Source organism: Spirosoma litoris (genome assembly GCF_054776755.1).
This window is the reverse complement of the sequence record NZ_BAAHBI010000009.1, coordinates 34,588-51,410: the sequence shown is the minus strand read 5'-3', so window position 1 is coordinate 51,410 and position 16,823 is coordinate 34,588. Positions and strand designations below refer to the sequence as shown.

The window sequence follows — 16,823 nt, the reverse complement described above, 5'->3', positions numbered from 1 at the left end:
GACGTATAGCGCGTACTTATGATAACCGCAACCAAACAGCCCCGGTTCCTGATTATCCAAACCGCTTTTATCGGCGATGTAATTCTGGCAACGGCTCTGCTCGAGCAACTCCATCAAGCCCGGCCCGATGCCCTTATTGATGTGTTGGTTCGTAAAGGAAATGAGAGTCTGTTGGTCAATCATCCATTTCTGAATGAAGTCTTGGTCTGGCATAAAAAGGGCACCAAATATCGGGATTTGTGGCGGTTATTGCGAATTGTTCGTGATCGTAAATACGATGCCGTTCTGAACCTGCAACGCTACGGAACGATGGGGCTATTTACCGCTTTTTCGGGAGCTGATGTTACGGCTGGATTCAATAAAAACCCTTTCGCGCGATTCTTTACGTATCAGGTTGATCACCGATTTGAACCCGGTGTGCACGAAATCAATCGCAATGCAGGTTTGCTAACAGCATTAGGATTTACCGAGCACCTTCAAGCCAATGCTCTGACACGCCCTAAGTTGTATCCATCGGATGCTGATTATGCCGCTGTCAAAACCTATCAGAATCAGCCGTATGTGTGTATGGCACCGATGTCGGTCTGGTTTACGAAGCAGTACCCGACGGCACGATGGGTTGACTTGATAAACGCCTTACCGGAATACCTGACCATTTATTTGTTAGGCGCCCCCACCGACACGGCGGCTTGTGATGCGATTAAAGCATTGACTGAAGAGGGGAGAGCCGTTGTCAATCTGGCGGGGAAATTGAGTTTGCTGCAATCAGCAGCCCTGCAACAACGAGCTGTTATGAACTACGTCAATGATTCGGCGCCGTTGCACTTGTGTTCGTCGATGAACGCGCCAACAACGGCCATTTTTTGCTCGACAGTACCTGAGTTTGGGTTTGGGCCTCTGGCCGATGTTTCGCGGGTGGTACAAACGCCCGAACCGCTCGATTGCCGCCCCTGTAATCTACATGGGCGAGTAGCGTGTCCGCTTGGACATTTTCGTTGCGCCTGGAGTATTCAGTTGGAAGAGTTGACACAGTTTGAATTCTAGCAAAGGGTTGGCTTTGAATAGTTTACTTTTATTTGTATTTTTTTATATTCATTGAAATTTTGTATAGTAGTTATTGATATTTACTAAAATATTATTTGAAAACGTTGTTTTCGGCCATATATTTGGTCTACTCGATAGAGTACAACAAAATAATCATTTGCGGCTTCCTGTCTAGTGCTTCCGAAAGTCGTTTCTTCTATTAACGTCTAGTCGTCAGTTCATTTATTCATGCGATAAAAATAACCTTCGCTTATGTCTCTCAATCGTCGTGACTGGCTCCGGGCCAGTATGTTATCTGGCTTAAGTCTGGCAGCGGCTCCGTCTGCATTCTGTGAACCAGAACCCGAACTGCTCGCAGGCTACAAACTGCCTAAAGACGGTGTGCTGAAAGCTCGTTTATCAGCTAATGAGAATCCCTATGGTCCGTCGCCAAAGGTGATTAAAACTATTGCAGAGGCTGCTCCTGATGGCTATCTCTATGCGATGGAGCATGCTAAGAAATTTCGCAAATTAGTAGCTGATAGCGAAGGTGTTCCTGAAGAATACGTTCTGTTGGGAGCTGGTTCAGGCGAGTTATTGACGGCAGCCTCAATGTGGGCCGCTTATCGCCCGAATGCGGGCCGGACCATCGTTGCGCCCGATCCAACCTTTGATCAACTTCCCCGTGCTGCCGTTAAACATGGTATCACGATGGATCGTGTTCCCCTGGTAGCGGCAGATGGGTACGACATCAACCTGAACAAACTGAATGAGCGCATAGGTAGCCAGACAGGCATGGTCTACATGTGTAATCCCAATAACCCGACTGCTATTACCGTCGATCCAACGAAACTTCGTGCCTTCTGCGAGGCCGTTGGTGCGAAAACCCCAATTCTGGTAGACGAAGCCTATATCGATTACACCCCCGATCCGAAAGCCTATACGATGGTGGATATGGTTAAGAAAGGCTATAACGTCATCATTACCAAGACATTCTCGAAAGTACACGGTTTTGCTGGTTTACGGACGGGTTATATGATTGCAAAACCTGAATTGCTGGAGCAGATCACTAAATTCTCAACGGGTGGCGGTTGTATTAGCGGAACAACCTTGCGTGCCGCCAGTGTCAGTTTGCAGGATAAAGACTTTATCAAATACTCGCTTGGCAAAGCGCAGGAGTCGAAAGATTATCTGCTGGGGGTGCTGAAGCAGCATAACTACGAACCACTGCCATCGGGAGCTAACTTCGTGATGTTCCCAATCCGGATGAAGGGCGAAGATTTCGTAGCTCGCATGATGGAGCAGGGCGTAAGCATCCGTCAGTGGAAATTCGACGGCCAATACTGGTGCCGCGTTTCGTTAGGTACCATGCCCCAAATGCAGGCATTTGCCGATGGCCTGAAACTTGTTTCGTAATCGTACGTAGGGCGGACGGACGGCCGTTGCCGTGGAAACCCGCTTATTTATAAAGCGAAAGCAGAAAAAGTGACAGGATCAATTCTTGTCACTTTTTCTGCTTTATGGGAGAATGATTTGATAATGAAAGTTATAAGAAGAGGCTAAAGGTTATCTTGGATTACCCGTAAACATTCGTATATAGGTTTGTATACGCCTTTCAGTCAATAATATTTGATTTGGATAAGCAACTCGTAGAGCCTCGTCAGTCGCAATACTTGATACTAGTGTGTCTATCTTCGTTTCTCCTTTGCTATGAGCATACACAAACCGCACAGGTAAGATATAATCACCTTGATAGGATGGTTTCAAAGGTGGCAGATGATTAAGACCGTATTTAATTTGTTGATCAAACCCATAATCTATTGGACTGGGGTTTAGAGTCATCACATCTTGGACATGACCTAATGAGTCAATGCGAAAATGAGTGTAAATTACTGATCGGGTGTAAACCTTTGCCTCAACGGCTCGCGATGGATAAACTATTTGTTTACTTACTACAGTATTAAATACAAGGTCTTGATCTAAGTTACTAAGTGACTGAGCTTTTGCGATATGTGTCCCTGAATAGAACCAAAGGCTAAGCCCAATAAGCATCTTCGTTTTCATAGCCCTTATGACAAAAATTACACTGCAATAATCTGTGTTAGAATTGTCGCATTCGTTAATATTTGATTAAACCATATTTTTAATAGATGCGAATCTATCTCGACATCTAGTGCATAATCTTTAGTATGATTCAACGATGTTTAATACAGCCTCTTTACTTTCCTCTACTTTATCGCCACTGGCTTCGTCGGGTCAATACGCAACCATAATAGCGCGCTTACCAGCAAACAACCTGCAATCATAAACAGAGGATAGTTGAAGTTTTTGGTTTGTTCCACGATGATACCGAACAGGATCGTGATGAAAAAACCACCCAATTGCCCAGCGAAGTTCATAGAACCAGCCACCGTACCTGCATTTCGTTGACCGATATCTACACAAACGGCAAACGCTACGGGTAAGGCTAAATCCTTCGTTAGTACACACACAGCTAGCAAATAGCCCGCCAGCTCGTTATCGGTAGTGAGCCCTGCCAGGAGGAAAAACAAGCTCGACAGGCCCAGTCCGCCAACCCCAACTACCCGGCGACCTATTTTTAAGCCGTATCGTTTCGTTAATATATCGCTTAAACCACCGCCAACCAGACAGCCAATGGCACCCAGGAAGTACGATAGCGAGATGAAGTTCTTTGTCTGATCTTCGGTCAGGCCGCGCCCTTCCTGAAAATACACCGACGACCAGTTGGTGAAAAAGTACGACCCGTAGAAAAATAGATGACACATCAGCATCAAGGACCATAAATCGGGATTGCTGATGATGGTTGTCCAGGGAATTCGGTGATCGTTTGGTTTGATGTTCCGGCCCGTCTCGATTTCTTCCACTTCAGCTGCGCTAATGCCTGATTTTTCGGACGGTTCATCACGGAACCAGAAATACCAGCCAATCGCCCAAAGCACACCTACCAGGCCCAAAACTGCAAACGCCCAGCGCCAGCCCGCCCAGTGAACCAGTGGAATCACCAGCAGCGGAGTGAGAGCGCCTCCGAGTCGTCCGGCAGCCCAGATTACGGATTGCGCCCGGCCTACTTCAACGGCTGGAAACCAGCGGGCAATTACGATAGAGGCATTTGGGTAAGCACCAGCCTCACCAATACCGAACAGAAACCGGACAATCAGCAAGTACATAAAATTAAAGGCCGTACCTGTGAGGGCTGTAAACCCCGACCACCAGAGCACAACCCGTGTCAATACACGTCGGGGGCCAATGCGGTCGCCTAACGAGCCAGTCGGTATTTCAAAGAGTGCATACGACAGCGAAAAGGCTCCTAAAATCCAACCAAGTTGCTGATTATCGAGATGTAAATCTGTTTTGACATACTTGCTGACTACGTTCATGCAAACGCGGTCGAGGTAGGTGATGGTCGACAGCAGGAATAAACCTGATAGAACCCGGTAGCGAGTTTTCATAGAGAGTAGGAAGGGGAAATCAGGAAGATTAGATGAAGCAAAGAAAGGGAATGAAAAGATGCAAACAGCAGGAAAAATAAATTGGCCATTATTTTGATTCCCCGTCGATTGTCAGGAATAGCACACAGCGTATAAATTCTTATATTTCGGTGCCATACCTTACCTCCAACACCATGCCAAATGTTATAACGATTCAGGAAGACCATGTCACTGATCAAGACTTCTCTTTACGCATTTCTTTCAACAATGGATCTCAGTATGAGGTAGTATTGCCCAATCCTGTTGACCGGGATCAGGAACGCCGATTTGAATGGTATTTTGAACAGCAACTTCGCAACCCGTTTCTGGACCGGGAACGGGTCAGGCGTATCGTAGAGGAAATTCGCCAGTACGGCGAGACTCTGTTTACGACTCTTTTTCAGACACCCAACATCGCTTTTGAGTACAGAACCTGTAGAAACCAAGGCTTAGACCAGCTTGAATTTGCGATTGTTGGGAAAAGTACGGGATTTCATACCATTCATTGGGAAGCACTGAAAGATCCGGAACTTCCAGAAGCCTTTGCGGCTGGCCGGGCTAATGTGTTTCGCAAAAACAACCAGCCCGTCAGCTTTATTGCCCCAATCAGTCCGTCGACGGTACTGAATCTGCTAATTGTAACGGCCCGGCCCGATTGGGAAGATGACGTCAATTACCGAACTATTATTCGTCCTGTTATCGAACTCATTGAATCGGCTCAACTCCGAGTCGATGCCCATATTCTTCGTCCTGGTACGTATCAATCGTTGGTGGAGCACTTAGATGCCAAACCAACTGGTTTTTATCATTTGGTTCATTTCGATACGCACGGCGCGTTACTCGAGTATACGCACCTACAGCAGGGAGTGGACCGCAGTCGCTATCAGATGCAGGCCAATTGGGGATTACCCGATCTGGCTCCTTATGAGGGTAAAAAAGCCTTTTTACTCTTTGAAGGAGAAGAAAAAGGCAAGGCCGTTCCGGTCAGTGCCGAAGACCTGGCGAAACGGTTAAAAGCCAGAAACATTCCGGTTTGTCTGCTCAATGCCTGCCAATCGGCGAAAGAAGCGGACGGACCCTATCAAACCAGCCTGGCCGCTAAACTGATGGAAGCGGGTGTGCAGGCCGTCTTAGGCCAAAGTTATTCTATAACGGTATCAGCCGCTCGGGTGCTGATGCAGCACCTCTATGAAGCCCTATTCGATCATGCTAACCTGAACCGGGCGATAGCTAGTGGTCGGCGCGAGCTGGCGATGAACAAAAATCGCCGGGCTTATTTCGATCAAACCATCGAACTCGAAGACTGGCTGCTGCCTGTATTGTACCAAAACCGGCCGGTCAGCTTTACGTTGCAGGCACTTACACCCGATGAGGAAGAACAGTATTACCTACGCCGGGAAGCGACCTACCATCCTTCGGCCGAACCCGTGTATGGGTTTGTGGGCCGTGACCTGGATATTCTATCCATCGAGAAACACCTGCTGAAACACAATATGCTGCTGGTGCGGGGCATGGGCGGCACGGGCAAAACCACGCTGCTCGAATACCTAGCCCGCTGGTGGGAGCGAACCGGCTGGGTTAAAAAAACTTTCTATTTTGGCTACGACAAACGCGCCTACACACTCGAACAAATCCTGAACGAGCTGGGCCGACAATTACTAAATAAATGGGAATTTGCACACTTTCAGGCCAGTAGCCTTGTTACACAACGCAGCAAAATCGAAGATAAATTAACCACGGAAGCCTATTGCCTGATTCTGGACAACTGCGAATCCATTACCGGCACTTCACTAGCTATTCCGAATACGCTTTCGGAAACTGACCGAACCGATTTGAGAGATTTCCTAGCCCGGCTCCGAAAGAAATCCGGGAAGTCTATCAAATCCTTTGTCATCTTCGGATCAAGAAGCGATGAAAGCTGGCTGGCTTCCGCTACGTTCGATAAAAACGTATATAAACTGACTGGCCTAGATCAGGAAGCCCGAACCGACCTGGCCCGCCTGATTCTGGAGCCGATTGGTTTACTGGATGTTATCAAAATAGACCCCGATTTTGATAAGCTAATGACTCTACTGGCGGGTTATCCACTGGCGATGGAAGTGATTTTACCTAACCTAACCCGCCAGACAGCTGGGGAGATTATGGCGAACCTGCGCCTTGGCGACAAGGGTATCGACCCACAGGAAGTGATTCTGCGCTGCATCGAGTATTCCCACAGTAACCTATCGGTTGATGCCCAGCAGTTGCTGATATGTCTGGCCCCGTTTTCAGGCTATATAAATCTAAACCTTCTCGAAAATTACTTTACGGAACTAAAGCAGCAACCTGCCTATCAGCACTACTCATTTGAGAATTGGGCCGACATTATTGGAGAAGCAGTGAAATGGGGCTTAATGGAACCTGTTAACCCTGGATCACCCATTCTCAGTCTACAACCTGTGTTTCCTTACTTTTTGCAGCAAAAACTACAGACTGGTGCAGATGCCGCCGGGAAACAGGCGTTAGACATGGCCTTTCGTAATTATTATAACGGCTTCGCCGAAGAAATCTATGAATTGCTTGACTCAAAACAAGCCAATGAAAAACAAATGGGTACTATACTCGCCGAGTTAGAATATGCAAATATTTATAACGCCTTACAGATTTCGTTAAAAAAACACCAGAGTGTTTTCTATCCATTCTTTTGCTTATCGAAGTACAACGTTAGTAAAAATGATCAGCAAGCAGGGTTACGAATAGCTCAAACTGTATTAGCTCAGATCGAAAATTATCCAAAAGAAATGTTAGTTGGCCAAATTGGCTACGAGTTCGCAGGGATAATGAACAATGTTGGTAATGGACTTTTGCTGACTAAAAGGTTTACCGAAGCTAAGGAAGCTTATCAAAAAGCGCTATTTATTAATGATAATCTGCAAGACGTCCCTCCAGAAAGTCAAAAAAAATTTTCTTCCTCTCTTTATAATAATTTGGGCATGGTGGCTGAAGAGGAGCGGGAGTGGGCTCAGGCCAAAGACTACTACCAGAAATCGCTGGCTATTAAGATGGAGCTTAATGACCGCTACAGTCAGCAGAATACCTATCATCAGTTGGGGATAGTGGCTCAAGAGGAGCGGGAGTGGGCTCAGGCCAAAGACTACTACCAGAAATCGCTGGCTATTTTGATCGAGTTTAATGACCGATACAGCCAGGCGAGTACCTATCATCAGTTGGGCCGGGTGGCTGAAGAGGAGCGGGAGTGGGCTCAGGCCAAAGACTACTACCAGAAATCGCTGGCTATTTTGATCGAGTTTAATGACCGCTACAGTCAGGGGAGTACCTATCATCAGTTGGGGATAGTGGCTCAAGAGGAGCGGGAGTGGGCTCAGGCCAAAGACTACTACCAGAAATCGCTGGCTATTTTCATTGAGTTTGGAGATGAGTATAACCAGCAGGTTGTTCTGCGTAGTTTGGCGCGATTAGAAGACGATCAAAACAACCAGCCCCAATAAATTCGATGGAACGCTTATTTTGTAAAGAAGTTGACCCATTAGTAGCTGTGCTAAAAGACTGGCTACGAGCCGAAATCCTGCGCATACCCAATGGCGAGGTCAAACCATTGCTGGTTATCGAACGGGCTGGGCAGCAACTGCATCCGCGCGGCAAACTGTCGCGGCTATTAACGCACCCCGAGCGCTTTTTAGTGGGCGATGGTGAGATACAAAAAGACTACATGGCCGATTTGTCGGGTGTCCGGAGTCGTAAAGCTAATCTGGCTATAGGCATAAAAATCGCTAATAATTTCCTGAAAGGATTTGGCGTAAACAGCGGTATTGAGAGCCTAATTCAGGGAGCCACTACCCTATCATTTAGTTTCAGCAACGTCTACAAATGCACCTTTGATAACGGTTTATTGGGAACTGCACTCAAATACCAAAGTATCGATAAAAGCAACCCGGTTACGGCTGGCTTCTTTACTGGCTCTGATTTACTGGTAGTAGACAGCATTATTACCAGCGACAATTTCAGCATACATATCGCTGACGAAGACAAGGTTGATCTTTCGGGAAAGGCCGCCGAAATCGAAAAGCTGTTTAAAGCCAGTGCTACCTTGAAAGTTGAGGAAATCGCTAAAACCACGATTAGCTTCAAACGGGAAATACCATTACCATTTGCGTTTACCTGCCTCAAATTCAATCTGGATGAAGCAGGTCGAATTGTGGGAATGCCTCCCGTCCGAAAGTTACCCGTTTTCGGAGAAGCGCCCGAATTTGAAAAAGAAGTGCTGTCGGAGGGCTTTACTTTACTTGATATTGATTGATGCCCAGAAAATGCATCAATCAATATTAAAAAATACTTGTCTTCCTATTTTTTTGCCTGCCGACAACCGCCGTACTTTTACGGTATGTCAACAGTAACCATCGCCCCCATCGCCGAAAGCCTGCCTGCTTTTCTGGACGCTCACGATTTTTCGGCCATTGCCGTCATCGCCGATAACCATACATTCCGGTTTTGCTACCCGGAGCTAAAGACGATATTGCCTAAGCATACGCTTGTTCGGATTAAGGCAGGCGAGGAGCAGAAACACATTGCCACCTGCGAGCTAATCTGGGATGCGTTGACGCGGGCTAATTTCGACCGACATGCGCTGGTGCTAAATCTGGGCGGGGGAGTGATTGGCGATATGGGTGGTTTCTGCGCGGCTACCTACAAACGTGGGATTTCCTTTGCTCAATTGCCCACTACCTTACTTTCGCAGGTGGATGCGAGTGTGGGCGGAAAGCTTGGCATTGATTTTCGGGGACTCAAAAATCACATCGGAGTATTTCAACAACCCAATGCCGTGTTGATTGATCCCGCTTTTCTATCAACGTTATCCGAACGCGAACTTCGATCGGGGTTTGCCGAAGTTATTAAACATTGTCTGATTGCTGATGCGACGATGTGGGACGAAATCCGTCGGCGTGATCTTGATGAGCAGGACTGGCCGGTACTGGTTGCTCACTCAGTAGCCGTTAAACAGCGGATTGTTGAACAGGACCCTACCGAGAAAGGACTTCGTAAGATTCTGAATTTCGGCCATACGCTGGGTCATGCAGTAGAGACCTATTTCCTGAATCAACCTCGCAAACGATTATTGCATGGAGAGGCTATTGCCATTGGTATGGTTGCTGAAGCGTTTATGGCTTTTCAGAAAAAGATGATTGATCAGGACCTGCTGACGCAAATCGAAGAATACATATTTGCCGTATATGGAAATGTACGTTTGACCGATGAAGATGTTGAGCCTATTCTGACACTAACAGCGCAGGATAAAAAGAATCGGGGTCGGGAAGTGCGTATGTCTCTGCTCGACGGACCGGGTAGTTGTGCCTTTGATATCCACGTAACAGCTGCCGAAATGCGTCGGGGACTAGAGTTTTACCGGGGGCTAAATAAGAATTGAAAATTTGGTCTTAGGGTATTGTTTGCCAAACAATTACGGTTATATTTGGGTTCGACCCCAAAGTATACACTCACTATTAACTCATTCTAGTATATAATTAAAACTTTTACAAGCTGAGTATGAAAAAGTGCATTGGTATTTTGTTTGTGCTATCTGCTATCGTTATGGCAGGCTGTTCGTCGAGCAGACTCTTTGTGGAGCATGACTATAGCTACGAAGGCCATTTTAAAAACTACGAATCCTTTAATTTTCTGGAGTGCGAATTTGTGGATTCAACGCTTCTCTGTTCCGACATTCAGGACGCTATCCGGCACCAGATGGAAGCTCGTGGTTATCGGGTGAGCAACCGCGCTCCGAACCTATTGATCTCGTATAACATTTTTCGATCTGACCTCCGCTTTCGTGGGTATCAACAACCCGTCATTAAGGACTGGGTAGTTCGGGAAGATGACGACGCCACCTATAAACGCATTGACTATAATCTCGACGAAGGTACATTGATGATCTCATTGATCGATGCCGAGTCGTATCAGGTTATCTGGAAAGGGTATGCATCGAAAATGATGCGCAACCAGAACTTCAAGAATAACTACTTCAAAGGTATTGTTCGGTCTATCTTCGACCAATACCCGCTGATGGCGACAGTGAAGTAAGGATGTATACAAGTAACGCGGACATCTTGTCCGCAGTGTAAGATGATTTTATCTATACACTGCGGACAAGATGTCCGCGTTACTTTTTAAGACAGCTCTCGTATGTAGTGCATGCACGAACCGTACCATCGACGTTTGCCACATGTCATGCCGCCAGGCGAAACATTATTTATAACTTATCGCCTTCACGGTACAGTTCCCTTCGCCGTATTACGTTAACTTCAAGAAGAACACGATTGGCTAGTTCAACAGAATAGTCGTGAGAATGTACCTTTGGAAGCAGCTAAGAAACGATTGGAAGGTAGATACTTTGTATCATTTGATCAATACATAGATGGTTGCCAAAGTGGGGCCGATTGGCTGAAAAATGAGGAGATAGCGCAGTTGGTTACGCAAAGCTTACACTTTGGTCATGATATCTACTATAATTTACATGCCTATTGTGTGATGCCCAATCACGTTCATGTATTATTGACCGTATTACGTGAAGATGTCCCTTTCTATAAAGTACTCCAGCGTTTAAAAACATATACAGCTGTGCAGGCGAATCGACTATTGAATCGTACGGGGCAATCATTCTGGCAGGCGGAGAGTTACGATCACGCTGTTAGGAATGAGAAATCGTTTAAGCGCATTGTTAATTACATTCTGCACAATCCCATAAAAGCTGGTTTGGTTATAAATTGGGAAGATTGGCCCTACAGTTATTACCAAGCCGAATGATGCAGTAACGCGGACATCCTGTCCGCAGTGAAGATTTGTATTTTTATACTGCGGACAGGATGTCCGCGTTACTGCATCACCCGCGTTACTTGGTCAACTCCTTAAAAATCCCCTCTAGCGAATTTTCCTGCTGACGTAGGCCCACTAAGGTTAGGCTTTGATCGGCGGCAAGGCGGAAGATGGCGGCCCGTAAGTCTGTATTGGGGGCTGCTGTGATTCGGTACTGGCCATGCTCCAGAGGCTCAATACGCTCAACGCCTGGAATAGAGGCTAACAGGTCAGGATTCGTCAAATTCCCCTCAAATTCTGCAACAACAACGACACCTGCACCCGAAGCGGAACTACGAAGCTGATTCAGTGGACTGTCGGCGACAATCTGACCCCGATTGATGATGACGACGCGGTCACAAATGGCTTCCACTTCCTGCATGATGTGTGTTGAGAACAACACAGTTTTGTCGCGTCCGGCATTGCGAATAACCTGTCGGATTTCGGCTAATTGATTAGGGTCAAGGCCGGTTGTTGGTTCATCGAGAATCAATACGGGTGGGTTATGCAACAGGGCCTGGGCTAAGCCAACACGCTGGCGATAGCCTTTCGATAATTGACTAATTCGTTTGTGTTGTTCGCGCCCTAAGCCGACTAGCTCAATCATATCACCAATCCGCCGAGTTAAGCCGGAACCGCTCAAGCCGTGTAACGAGCCTGCAAAGCGCAGATATTCCTTCACGTATAAGTCCAGATAAAGCGGATTGTGCTCGGGCAAATACCCAACACTCCGACGAACATCCATTGAGTGCGTTCGAACGTCGAAACCATTCACTTCTACCGTGCCACTGGTCGGTTGTAAGTAACCGGTGGCAATTTTCATCGTTGTCGATTTCCCGGCGCCGTTTGGCCCAAGAAATCCGACAATTTCGCCTGGTTCGACGGTGAGGGAAATCTGATTGACAGCCCGCTGCTGCTTATATTCTTTCGTAAGATTCTGAACCCGGATCGACATAATTTACTGGTGATACTGAACAATGAACGATAGCCGATGGCTAATTGGCATAAGGCGAATGTAAACGTAACAGATTAAAAACCGGAAAGAATTTCTATATAGCTTCAATGTCGTTCTTACACGCTGGGAAGGCCATTTTTAGGCCCAAGCAAGCGAAACAGTAAGCAAAACGCTAAAAAAATTAAGCGTCAAGTACTGCCAGCAATCCGCTTGCACTAAACTTTCCCAATTTCTCAATTAAGGAAAGATTGGCTTGTGCTAATTGGGCAATAGTATTTGTCTGTTCACTAATCACATTTTCCTGCTTTTCTATCTTGGCTAATAGCTTCGCTATGTAATCATCCTTACTTTCCTGTACATTTTCTTTAATATTAGTATTTTGTAAGGCTAATACATCAGATTCTTTCGCCCCCATTGCATCCAAGAATTTTAACACTGTAGCCCTCTTTAGGCTCTCTTTCCTGAATACCTCATAAACGCTTTGACGCGTTACATTCATCATTTCGGATAAGTCCTTTACGGTTATTCCTCTTTGGTCAGCTAACATCCTGATAGACTGACCATTATAAATATTAGCCTTCATTTTTAATAAATTTATTTTACAAAAACCTTACAAAAACTTGACAAACACATTTAATAAGGCTTACTATTGTGCATCATTTGACACTAATGTACAGTCAAAAGCTTAATTCTGTACGAAAAAATTTAGTGTAAGGCTATCAAAAACAAAGTGTAAAGCCGTGAATACAACAGCCCCCACCCAATCAGCTATTCCAGCAATTAGCGCGAATCGTGCTCTTTATCAGCGATTTATGGATTTGCCGCGCTCTGAACGCGATAAAATGCAAGCCGAATTAGAGGCTATTAAATTATGGTGGCATTTTAAAAGCTACTTGTCAATTGAAGGCAATGATTTAGGTGATGCTAAAGCAAAGGCAATCACCATAATCGGGTACTATTTGGGCGTATCCCTACACGAGTTTGCCAGCAACAAACTGGACTTTCAGCCTTACGAAGTCTTTTCGGCAAAACGCTATCTCTTAACCGATAAAGCCCAATGAAAACCATTCGCATCACGGTCGTAGAACCGAACTATCCGGTTACGTTTATTTCTGTACAGAATCAGACTATTAGTCGGTTCAAAGGGATTCCCGAACCTATTGGCGTACATGCCGCCATAAACTACCGGGCCAACTGTGACGGGGATTTATTGCCCTTTTTGGTAGAACGCCCGACCTACTTTACACCGGCACGGCTACGGTGCCACCTCCCATATTTCCGCAATTGCCAACAGTTGTTTTAAGCTCTTACCTCAATGGTCAAGATACGGTTGTGTTCCGAAGACGCCGACGAGCTAGAAAAGGCGGTAGACTTTTTCACGTCGGTTTTCCCTGATATGCGTTTTTCTGCCGTTCGCTTGGGCGGTAATCCCAAGTACAAAGACGACCCCAAGTATTTCAGCTACGGCGAACCCCGGATTAAGGATAAGAAGCCAGTAAAGGTTGATTTTCAGATTGCCCGTAAAATGTTCCGATAGCTATGGTAGGTAACTTTATTCTTATCCGCTACTACGCTGACCCTGAACTAGCCATAGTAGCCGCTACTAGCCGGGTGTTATTTCTCTCCCTTCGATATGGACTGGATATAGACGGCGATATAGATGAACGCCCGGACATATTCAAGCCGGTAGCATTTGAAGACCTACCCGAACGCCTACGAGATGATTTCTATTTCGGTGGACGCTACACGAATCAAGAGGGTGAACGATTCTACCAAATCAACAACACACCCACATGATTGCGGTCTTTATCGTCCTTGGTATCACTTTCATTGAAGTAGCCGCCCGATGGGTTGAGCGGCTACGTAACCCGTAACGGTTAGACCGGGTTCGATTCCCGGACGGGTTCAGCACGTAGGATATTCCGCAAGTAGTTTCTGACGGTTCTACCCGGATAACGTAGCGTGTGCTTATGCTGGAGCAACCCGGCGCGTATGATAGCTTGAAGCCTACGCGCCGGGTACAAACTTCAAATGATGATTCAATCATTTCAACTTGCACCAGACAAGCCGACGTAGGAAAAACCGTCGTCACGCGTAGCGTGACAACTGCTCTCCCATTAAACGGCTATGGCAAAGATTAAGAGACAACAATTCACCTTCAAGGAACAACGGCGTTTGGTAGACTCCTACATCATGGCCCTGAACGCCAAAAAACGGAAGCATTACGAAACCAACCTTCATGCGTTCCCGCGTGAGAAGGACATTAAGATGTTACTGGAACTCTCCGAAATGCTCAAAAATCTGGAATACGTCGGCACTTGGGACGGCGTAGCCCCGGCCATTCAAACCAACATGTTTGCATGAGACAGAACCTAAAACAACAGCTTACCAACCGGCTGTCTTCGACGCAAGACGCGTTCCGGGCAACTTTCCAAAATTCGGCCCATTTAAAGCTGACTCAAACCATTCTGTTCGAGCGGATTGGCGACGTTTGGTCGGCTGATGTATTGTGTAAAAATCTACGCTTTAACGTGGGCAAGATCACCACAACGGGCTTACATCTGTATAGCTATGTTGCTGGGTGCAAAGTCTCCGTAGTGCTGCCGTTATCGCTTCTCATGAGCATTCAGCCAACCCAATAAGGTCATTTTATAACGGCCTGAATTTTAGCCTGTTGGCTCTCTCTCGATAAATTTAGAAACATCTTTCAGGATTTCCCCTGACTAAATCCCCCCGAATGACTAAACTTTCCCCTACTGTTGCCACTCAACTGACGCGGCAAAACCGTTTCGGCTACACCGTCCGAAACAAACAGGTGCTTAACAACCGGCTAAAGGCTCAAATTGATGACTTTCTGGGCTTGTACGACATACAGCTACCCGATAGCAAGACCGCTCACAATGCTAATGCCGCCTACATCTATCAGCGCGAACGCTTCGGCGATGAACTCGAAAGTCGGTTCGAGCAACTGGTAAACCTTCGCTATGCCGTAGGAGACACAAAGGGCTATTATGCCCGATTTCAGAACGGAGGGGCCGAAAAACTGCAACCGTTAGCCTTCTGGTACTCCAAACATCGCCTAGACAACGTTTGGAACTGGCGCAAATCCCAGATTATCCGTAATCGCTATTATCGGTTTTTAGAAACAGCTACCGACGAAGCCGGGGTTTTGCTACTGGATTACTACAAGCCGGTTCACATGGTACTGACGGTGCCCCATGAAAACGGCCTTTGGAAAGGTAAACGTTTCTTTGCGAGGGAGTTAATCAAAGCCTTTACGGCGATGCGTAAAGAACCGGAATGGAAACAATACATGTACGCCGGGGAATATGGCATTGAGGTTAAGCGGTCGAAGCATGGGCACGGGCTTCATATTCACCTACATAGCTTCATCTTACAGAACCCGGCTTACAGTGTGGAGCATGTGCGGACGGTGGTTGATCGGCTATGGCGCAAGCAGACCGGCAACGAGTCTACCTATTCCGGTATCCACTATGAAACCCTGTACACATGGAAACGGGACGGAAAAAACAACATCATTTTAGATAAGAAGGGCAACCCGATCAAAGACTATATCCAGCCGGGTAAGTCTGATTTAAACCACTACTTATCAGGCGTTTTAGAGTGTATCAAATATCATTTTAAGCCCGATTGTATCCAGACCAAAGACGGCAAATATGATATAGAGTTGATTGACGAAATTCTGTGCAACACCAAAAACCTACGGATGTATAGCCGGTTCGGGGCATTCTATCGGCAATCGCTTCTGAATTTCAACGTATTACAACCCTCGGAGCCGGAAGAACAACCCACCGGATTCATGGAGGCCGAAGACTTTGACGCGTGGAAAGATGAGTACGACGCGAATACGAGTGTAGACGGGGTAGAGGAACGCATCATTAACCCATTCACGGGCGAACCGGCCCGACGTTCTGAATTTGATATTGCAATCGGCAAGCCTACCGATTTGCAGTACAAGACCAAAGACGGGCCAAATGCCTACGAGGGCTATCTATACAAACGGGATAGTACCCTATTCCGAATTGCCCCAAAACTATCTCTAAAAGAGGTCATTAAGTATGACTTGAAAGGTCAGTTAGAACTTAGGGACTATAATCAAGTCCGGTACACCCCCGCCGAATTGATGCACCATAGGGCCAATCAGTACCCAATTCAAAATTAAATCCTTATTCTATGAACACAGACAAACAGTCTAGGCATAAAACCTTATTGGGTTGGGCCGATCAATTTCCACAGTACAAAGGCTATGAGAATAGGCCGTCTTTCTTTTCGGAAACCTTAACCCGTGACAATCTCAATCCCAAGTTTTTAAAGCCAACCGACATTAACCCGGCAGTCGTGATTTTCACCGATGCCTTAAATCTCCCAGCCGGTTCGTTTGGCGATGTTGATTTATACCAACTCCTGCAAACCTATTTGACCGACCCGGCTAAACGTCAACAAATCAACCAGATCGTAAACTCCTAAACAATTCAAACGCAACAATCACC

The 16,823-nt window shown here is 46.4% G+C and carries 19 protein-coding genes; 15 read left to right on the top strand and 4 right to left on the bottom strand.

Features of this window, described 5'->3' with window-relative positions; all coding sequences use genetic code 11:
- The first annotated feature begins 18 nt into the window (after positions 1–18).
- Positions 19–1,044, top strand: a complete 1,026-nt coding sequence (locus ACYVGR_RS06200; RefSeq protein WP_460954646.1) for a glycosyltransferase family 9 protein — start codon at positions 19–21, stop codon at positions 1,042–1,044.
- Positions 1,045–1,296: 252 nt separating this feature from the next.
- Entirely contained in the window at positions 1,297–2,439 is a 1,143-nt protein-coding gene (locus ACYVGR_RS06195) for a pyridoxal phosphate-dependent aminotransferase (protein ID WP_460954644.1), read from the top strand.
- A 150-nt stretch (positions 2,440–2,589) separates the two neighbouring features.
- Here ACYVGR_RS06195 and ACYVGR_RS06190 read toward each other — a convergent pair whose 3' ends face one another.
- A complete protein-coding gene (locus ACYVGR_RS06190) occupies positions 2,590–3,087 on the bottom strand; it encodes a hypothetical protein (RefSeq protein ID WP_460954642.1) in 498 nt (165 codons plus the stop codon).
- Between the two features lie 164 nt (positions 3,088–3,251).
- Positions 3,252–4,493 carry an MFS transporter gene (locus ACYVGR_RS06185; protein WP_460954640.1) on the bottom strand — a complete coding sequence of 414 codons (1,242 nt, stop codon included), beginning with the start codon at positions 4,491–4,493 and terminating at the stop codon, positions 3,252–3,254.
- 173 nt (positions 4,494–4,666) lie between these two features.
- Here ACYVGR_RS06185 and ACYVGR_RS06180 point away from each other — a divergent pair, with 173 nt between their 5' ends.
- The 5 genes from ACYVGR_RS06180 (at position 4,667) to ACYVGR_RS06160 (ending at position 11,309) form a co-directional block, all read left to right on the top strand.
- Positions 4,667–7,999, top strand: a complete 3,333-nt coding sequence (locus tag ACYVGR_RS06180; RefSeq protein WP_460954638.1) for a tetratricopeptide repeat protein — start codon at positions 4,667–4,669, stop codon at positions 7,997–7,999.
- A 5-nt stretch (positions 8,000–8,004) separates the two neighbouring features.
- Entirely contained in the window at positions 8,005–8,808 is an 804-nt protein-coding gene (locus ACYVGR_RS06175) for a gasdermin (protein ID WP_460954636.1), read from the top strand.
- 84 nt (positions 8,809–8,892) lie between these two features.
- Positions 8,893–9,933, top strand: coding sequence for a 3-dehydroquinate synthase (gene aroB / locus ACYVGR_RS06170; RefSeq protein ID WP_460954634.1), 1,041 nt, complete (start codon positions 8,893–8,895; stop codon positions 9,931–9,933).
- A gap of 119 nt (positions 9,934–10,052) precedes the next feature.
- A complete protein-coding gene (locus ACYVGR_RS06165; protein ID WP_157586287.1) occupies positions 10,053–10,586 on the top strand; it encodes a DUF4136 domain-containing protein in 534 nt (177 codons plus the stop codon).
- Between the two features lie 273 nt (positions 10,587–10,859).
- A complete protein-coding gene (locus ACYVGR_RS06160) occupies positions 10,860–11,309 on the top strand; it encodes an REP-associated tyrosine transposase (protein ID WP_460954632.1) in 450 nt (149 codons plus the stop codon).
- 85 nt (positions 11,310–11,394) lie between these two features.
- Here the strand turns inward: ACYVGR_RS06160 and gldA are convergent, their stop codons facing one another.
- Together gldA and ACYVGR_RS06150 are read right to left on the bottom strand one after the other, a co-directional pair.
- Positions 11,395–12,312: a gliding motility-associated ABC transporter ATP-binding subunit GldA gene (gene gldA, locus ACYVGR_RS06155; protein WP_460954630.1), complete on the bottom strand. Its 918-nt coding sequence runs from the start codon at positions 12,310–12,312 to the stop codon at positions 11,395–11,397.
- A gap of 181 nt (positions 12,313–12,493) precedes the next feature.
- Positions 12,494–12,895, bottom strand: a complete 402-nt coding sequence (locus ACYVGR_RS06150; RefSeq protein WP_460954628.1) for a helix-turn-helix domain-containing protein — start codon at positions 12,893–12,895, stop codon at positions 12,494–12,496.
- Between the two features lie 157 nt (positions 12,896–13,052).
- On the opposite strand from ACYVGR_RS06150, the gene ACYVGR_RS06145 reads away from it, so the two are divergent.
- From ACYVGR_RS06145 to ACYVGR_RS06110, 8 genes are all read left to right on the top strand, one after another.
- Positions 13,053–13,373 carry a hypothetical protein gene (locus ACYVGR_RS06145; RefSeq protein WP_460954626.1) on the top strand — a complete coding sequence of 107 codons (321 nt, stop codon included), beginning with the start codon at positions 13,053–13,055 and terminating at the stop codon, positions 13,371–13,373.
- Positions 13,370–13,615 carry a hypothetical protein gene (locus ACYVGR_RS06140; RefSeq protein WP_460954624.1) on the top strand — a complete coding sequence of 82 codons (246 nt, stop codon included), beginning with the start codon at positions 13,370–13,372 and terminating at the stop codon, positions 13,613–13,615. The genes ACYVGR_RS06145 and ACYVGR_RS06140 overlap by 4 nt, the downstream gene beginning before the upstream one ends.
- Before the next feature lie 12 nt (positions 13,616–13,627).
- On the top strand, positions 13,628–13,849 hold the full coding sequence (locus ACYVGR_RS06135) for a hypothetical protein (protein ID WP_460954622.1): 222 nt from the start codon (positions 13,628–13,630) through the stop codon (positions 13,847–13,849).
- 2 nt (positions 13,850–13,851) lie between these two features.
- Entirely contained in the window at positions 13,852–14,109 is a 258-nt protein-coding gene (locus ACYVGR_RS06130) for a hypothetical protein (protein WP_460954620.1), read from the top strand.
- A gap of 330 nt (positions 14,110–14,439) precedes the next feature.
- Positions 14,440–14,676 (top strand): hypothetical protein, encoded by a 237-nt coding sequence (locus ACYVGR_RS06125; protein WP_460954618.1) that lies wholly within the window; start codon positions 14,440–14,442, stop codon positions 14,674–14,676.
- Positions 14,673–14,954 carry a hypothetical protein gene (locus ACYVGR_RS06120; RefSeq protein WP_460954616.1) on the top strand — a complete coding sequence of 94 codons (282 nt, stop codon included), beginning with the start codon at positions 14,673–14,675 and terminating at the stop codon, positions 14,952–14,954. Before ACYVGR_RS06125 ends, ACYVGR_RS06120 begins: the two co-directional genes overlap by 4 nt.
- Positions 14,955–15,049: 95 nt before the next feature.
- Positions 15,050–16,495 (top strand): hypothetical protein, encoded by a 1,446-nt coding sequence (locus ACYVGR_RS06115; RefSeq protein ID WP_460954614.1) that lies wholly within the window; start codon positions 15,050–15,052, stop codon positions 16,493–16,495.
- A gap of 11 nt (positions 16,496–16,506) precedes the next feature.
- Positions 16,507–16,800, top strand: coding sequence for a hypothetical protein (locus tag ACYVGR_RS06110; RefSeq protein ID WP_460954612.1), 294 nt, complete (start codon positions 16,507–16,509; stop codon positions 16,798–16,800).
- The last annotated feature ends 23 nt before the right edge of the window (positions 16,801–16,823 follow it).

Coding starts and splice junctions, on each gene's coding strand:
- ACYVGR_RS06200 (WP_460954646.1), top strand. CDS start 19: ATGATAACCGCAACCAAACAGCCCCGGTTCCTGATTATCCAAACCGCT.
- ACYVGR_RS06195 (WP_460954644.1), top strand. CDS start 1,297: ATGTCTCTCAATCGTCGTGACTGGCTCCGGGCCAGTATGTTATCTGGC.
- ACYVGR_RS06190 (WP_460954642.1), bottom strand. CDS start 3,087: ATGAAAACGAAGATGCTTATTGGGCTTAGCCTTTGGTTCTATTCAGGG.
- ACYVGR_RS06185 (WP_460954640.1), bottom strand. CDS start 4,493: ATGAAAACTCGCTACCGGGTTCTATCAGGTTTATTCCTGCTGTCGACC.
- ACYVGR_RS06180 (WP_460954638.1), top strand. CDS start 4,667: ATGCCAAATGTTATAACGATTCAGGAAGACCATGTCACTGATCAAGAC.
- ACYVGR_RS06175 (WP_460954636.1), top strand. CDS start 8,005: ATGGAACGCTTATTTTGTAAAGAAGTTGACCCATTAGTAGCTGTGCTA.
- aroB (WP_460954634.1), top strand. CDS start 8,893: ATGTCAACAGTAACCATCGCCCCCATCGCCGAAAGCCTGCCTGCTTTT.
- ACYVGR_RS06165 (WP_157586287.1), top strand. CDS start 10,053: ATGAAAAAGTGCATTGGTATTTTGTTTGTGCTATCTGCTATCGTTATG.
- gldA (WP_460954630.1), bottom strand. CDS start 12,312: ATGTCGATCCGGGTTCAGAATCTTACGAAAGAATATAAGCAGCAGCGG.
- ACYVGR_RS06150 (WP_460954628.1), bottom strand. CDS start 12,895: ATGAAGGCTAATATTTATAATGGTCAGTCTATCAGGATGTTAGCTGAC.
- ACYVGR_RS06140 (WP_460954624.1), top strand. CDS start 13,370: ATGAAAACCATTCGCATCACGGTCGTAGAACCGAACTATCCGGTTACG.
- ACYVGR_RS06135 (WP_460954622.1), top strand. CDS start 13,628: ATGGTCAAGATACGGTTGTGTTCCGAAGACGCCGACGAGCTAGAAAAG.
- ACYVGR_RS06130 (WP_460954620.1), top strand. CDS start 13,852: ATGGTAGGTAACTTTATTCTTATCCGCTACTACGCTGACCCTGAACTA.
- ACYVGR_RS06125 (WP_460954618.1), top strand. CDS start 14,440: ATGGCAAAGATTAAGAGACAACAATTCACCTTCAAGGAACAACGGCGT.
- ACYVGR_RS06120 (WP_460954616.1), top strand. CDS start 14,673: ATGAGACAGAACCTAAAACAACAGCTTACCAACCGGCTGTCTTCGACG.
- ACYVGR_RS06115 (WP_460954614.1), top strand. CDS start 15,050: ATGACTAAACTTTCCCCTACTGTTGCCACTCAACTGACGCGGCAAAAC.
- ACYVGR_RS06110 (WP_460954612.1), top strand. CDS start 16,507: ATGAACACAGACAAACAGTCTAGGCATAAAACCTTATTGGGTTGGGCC.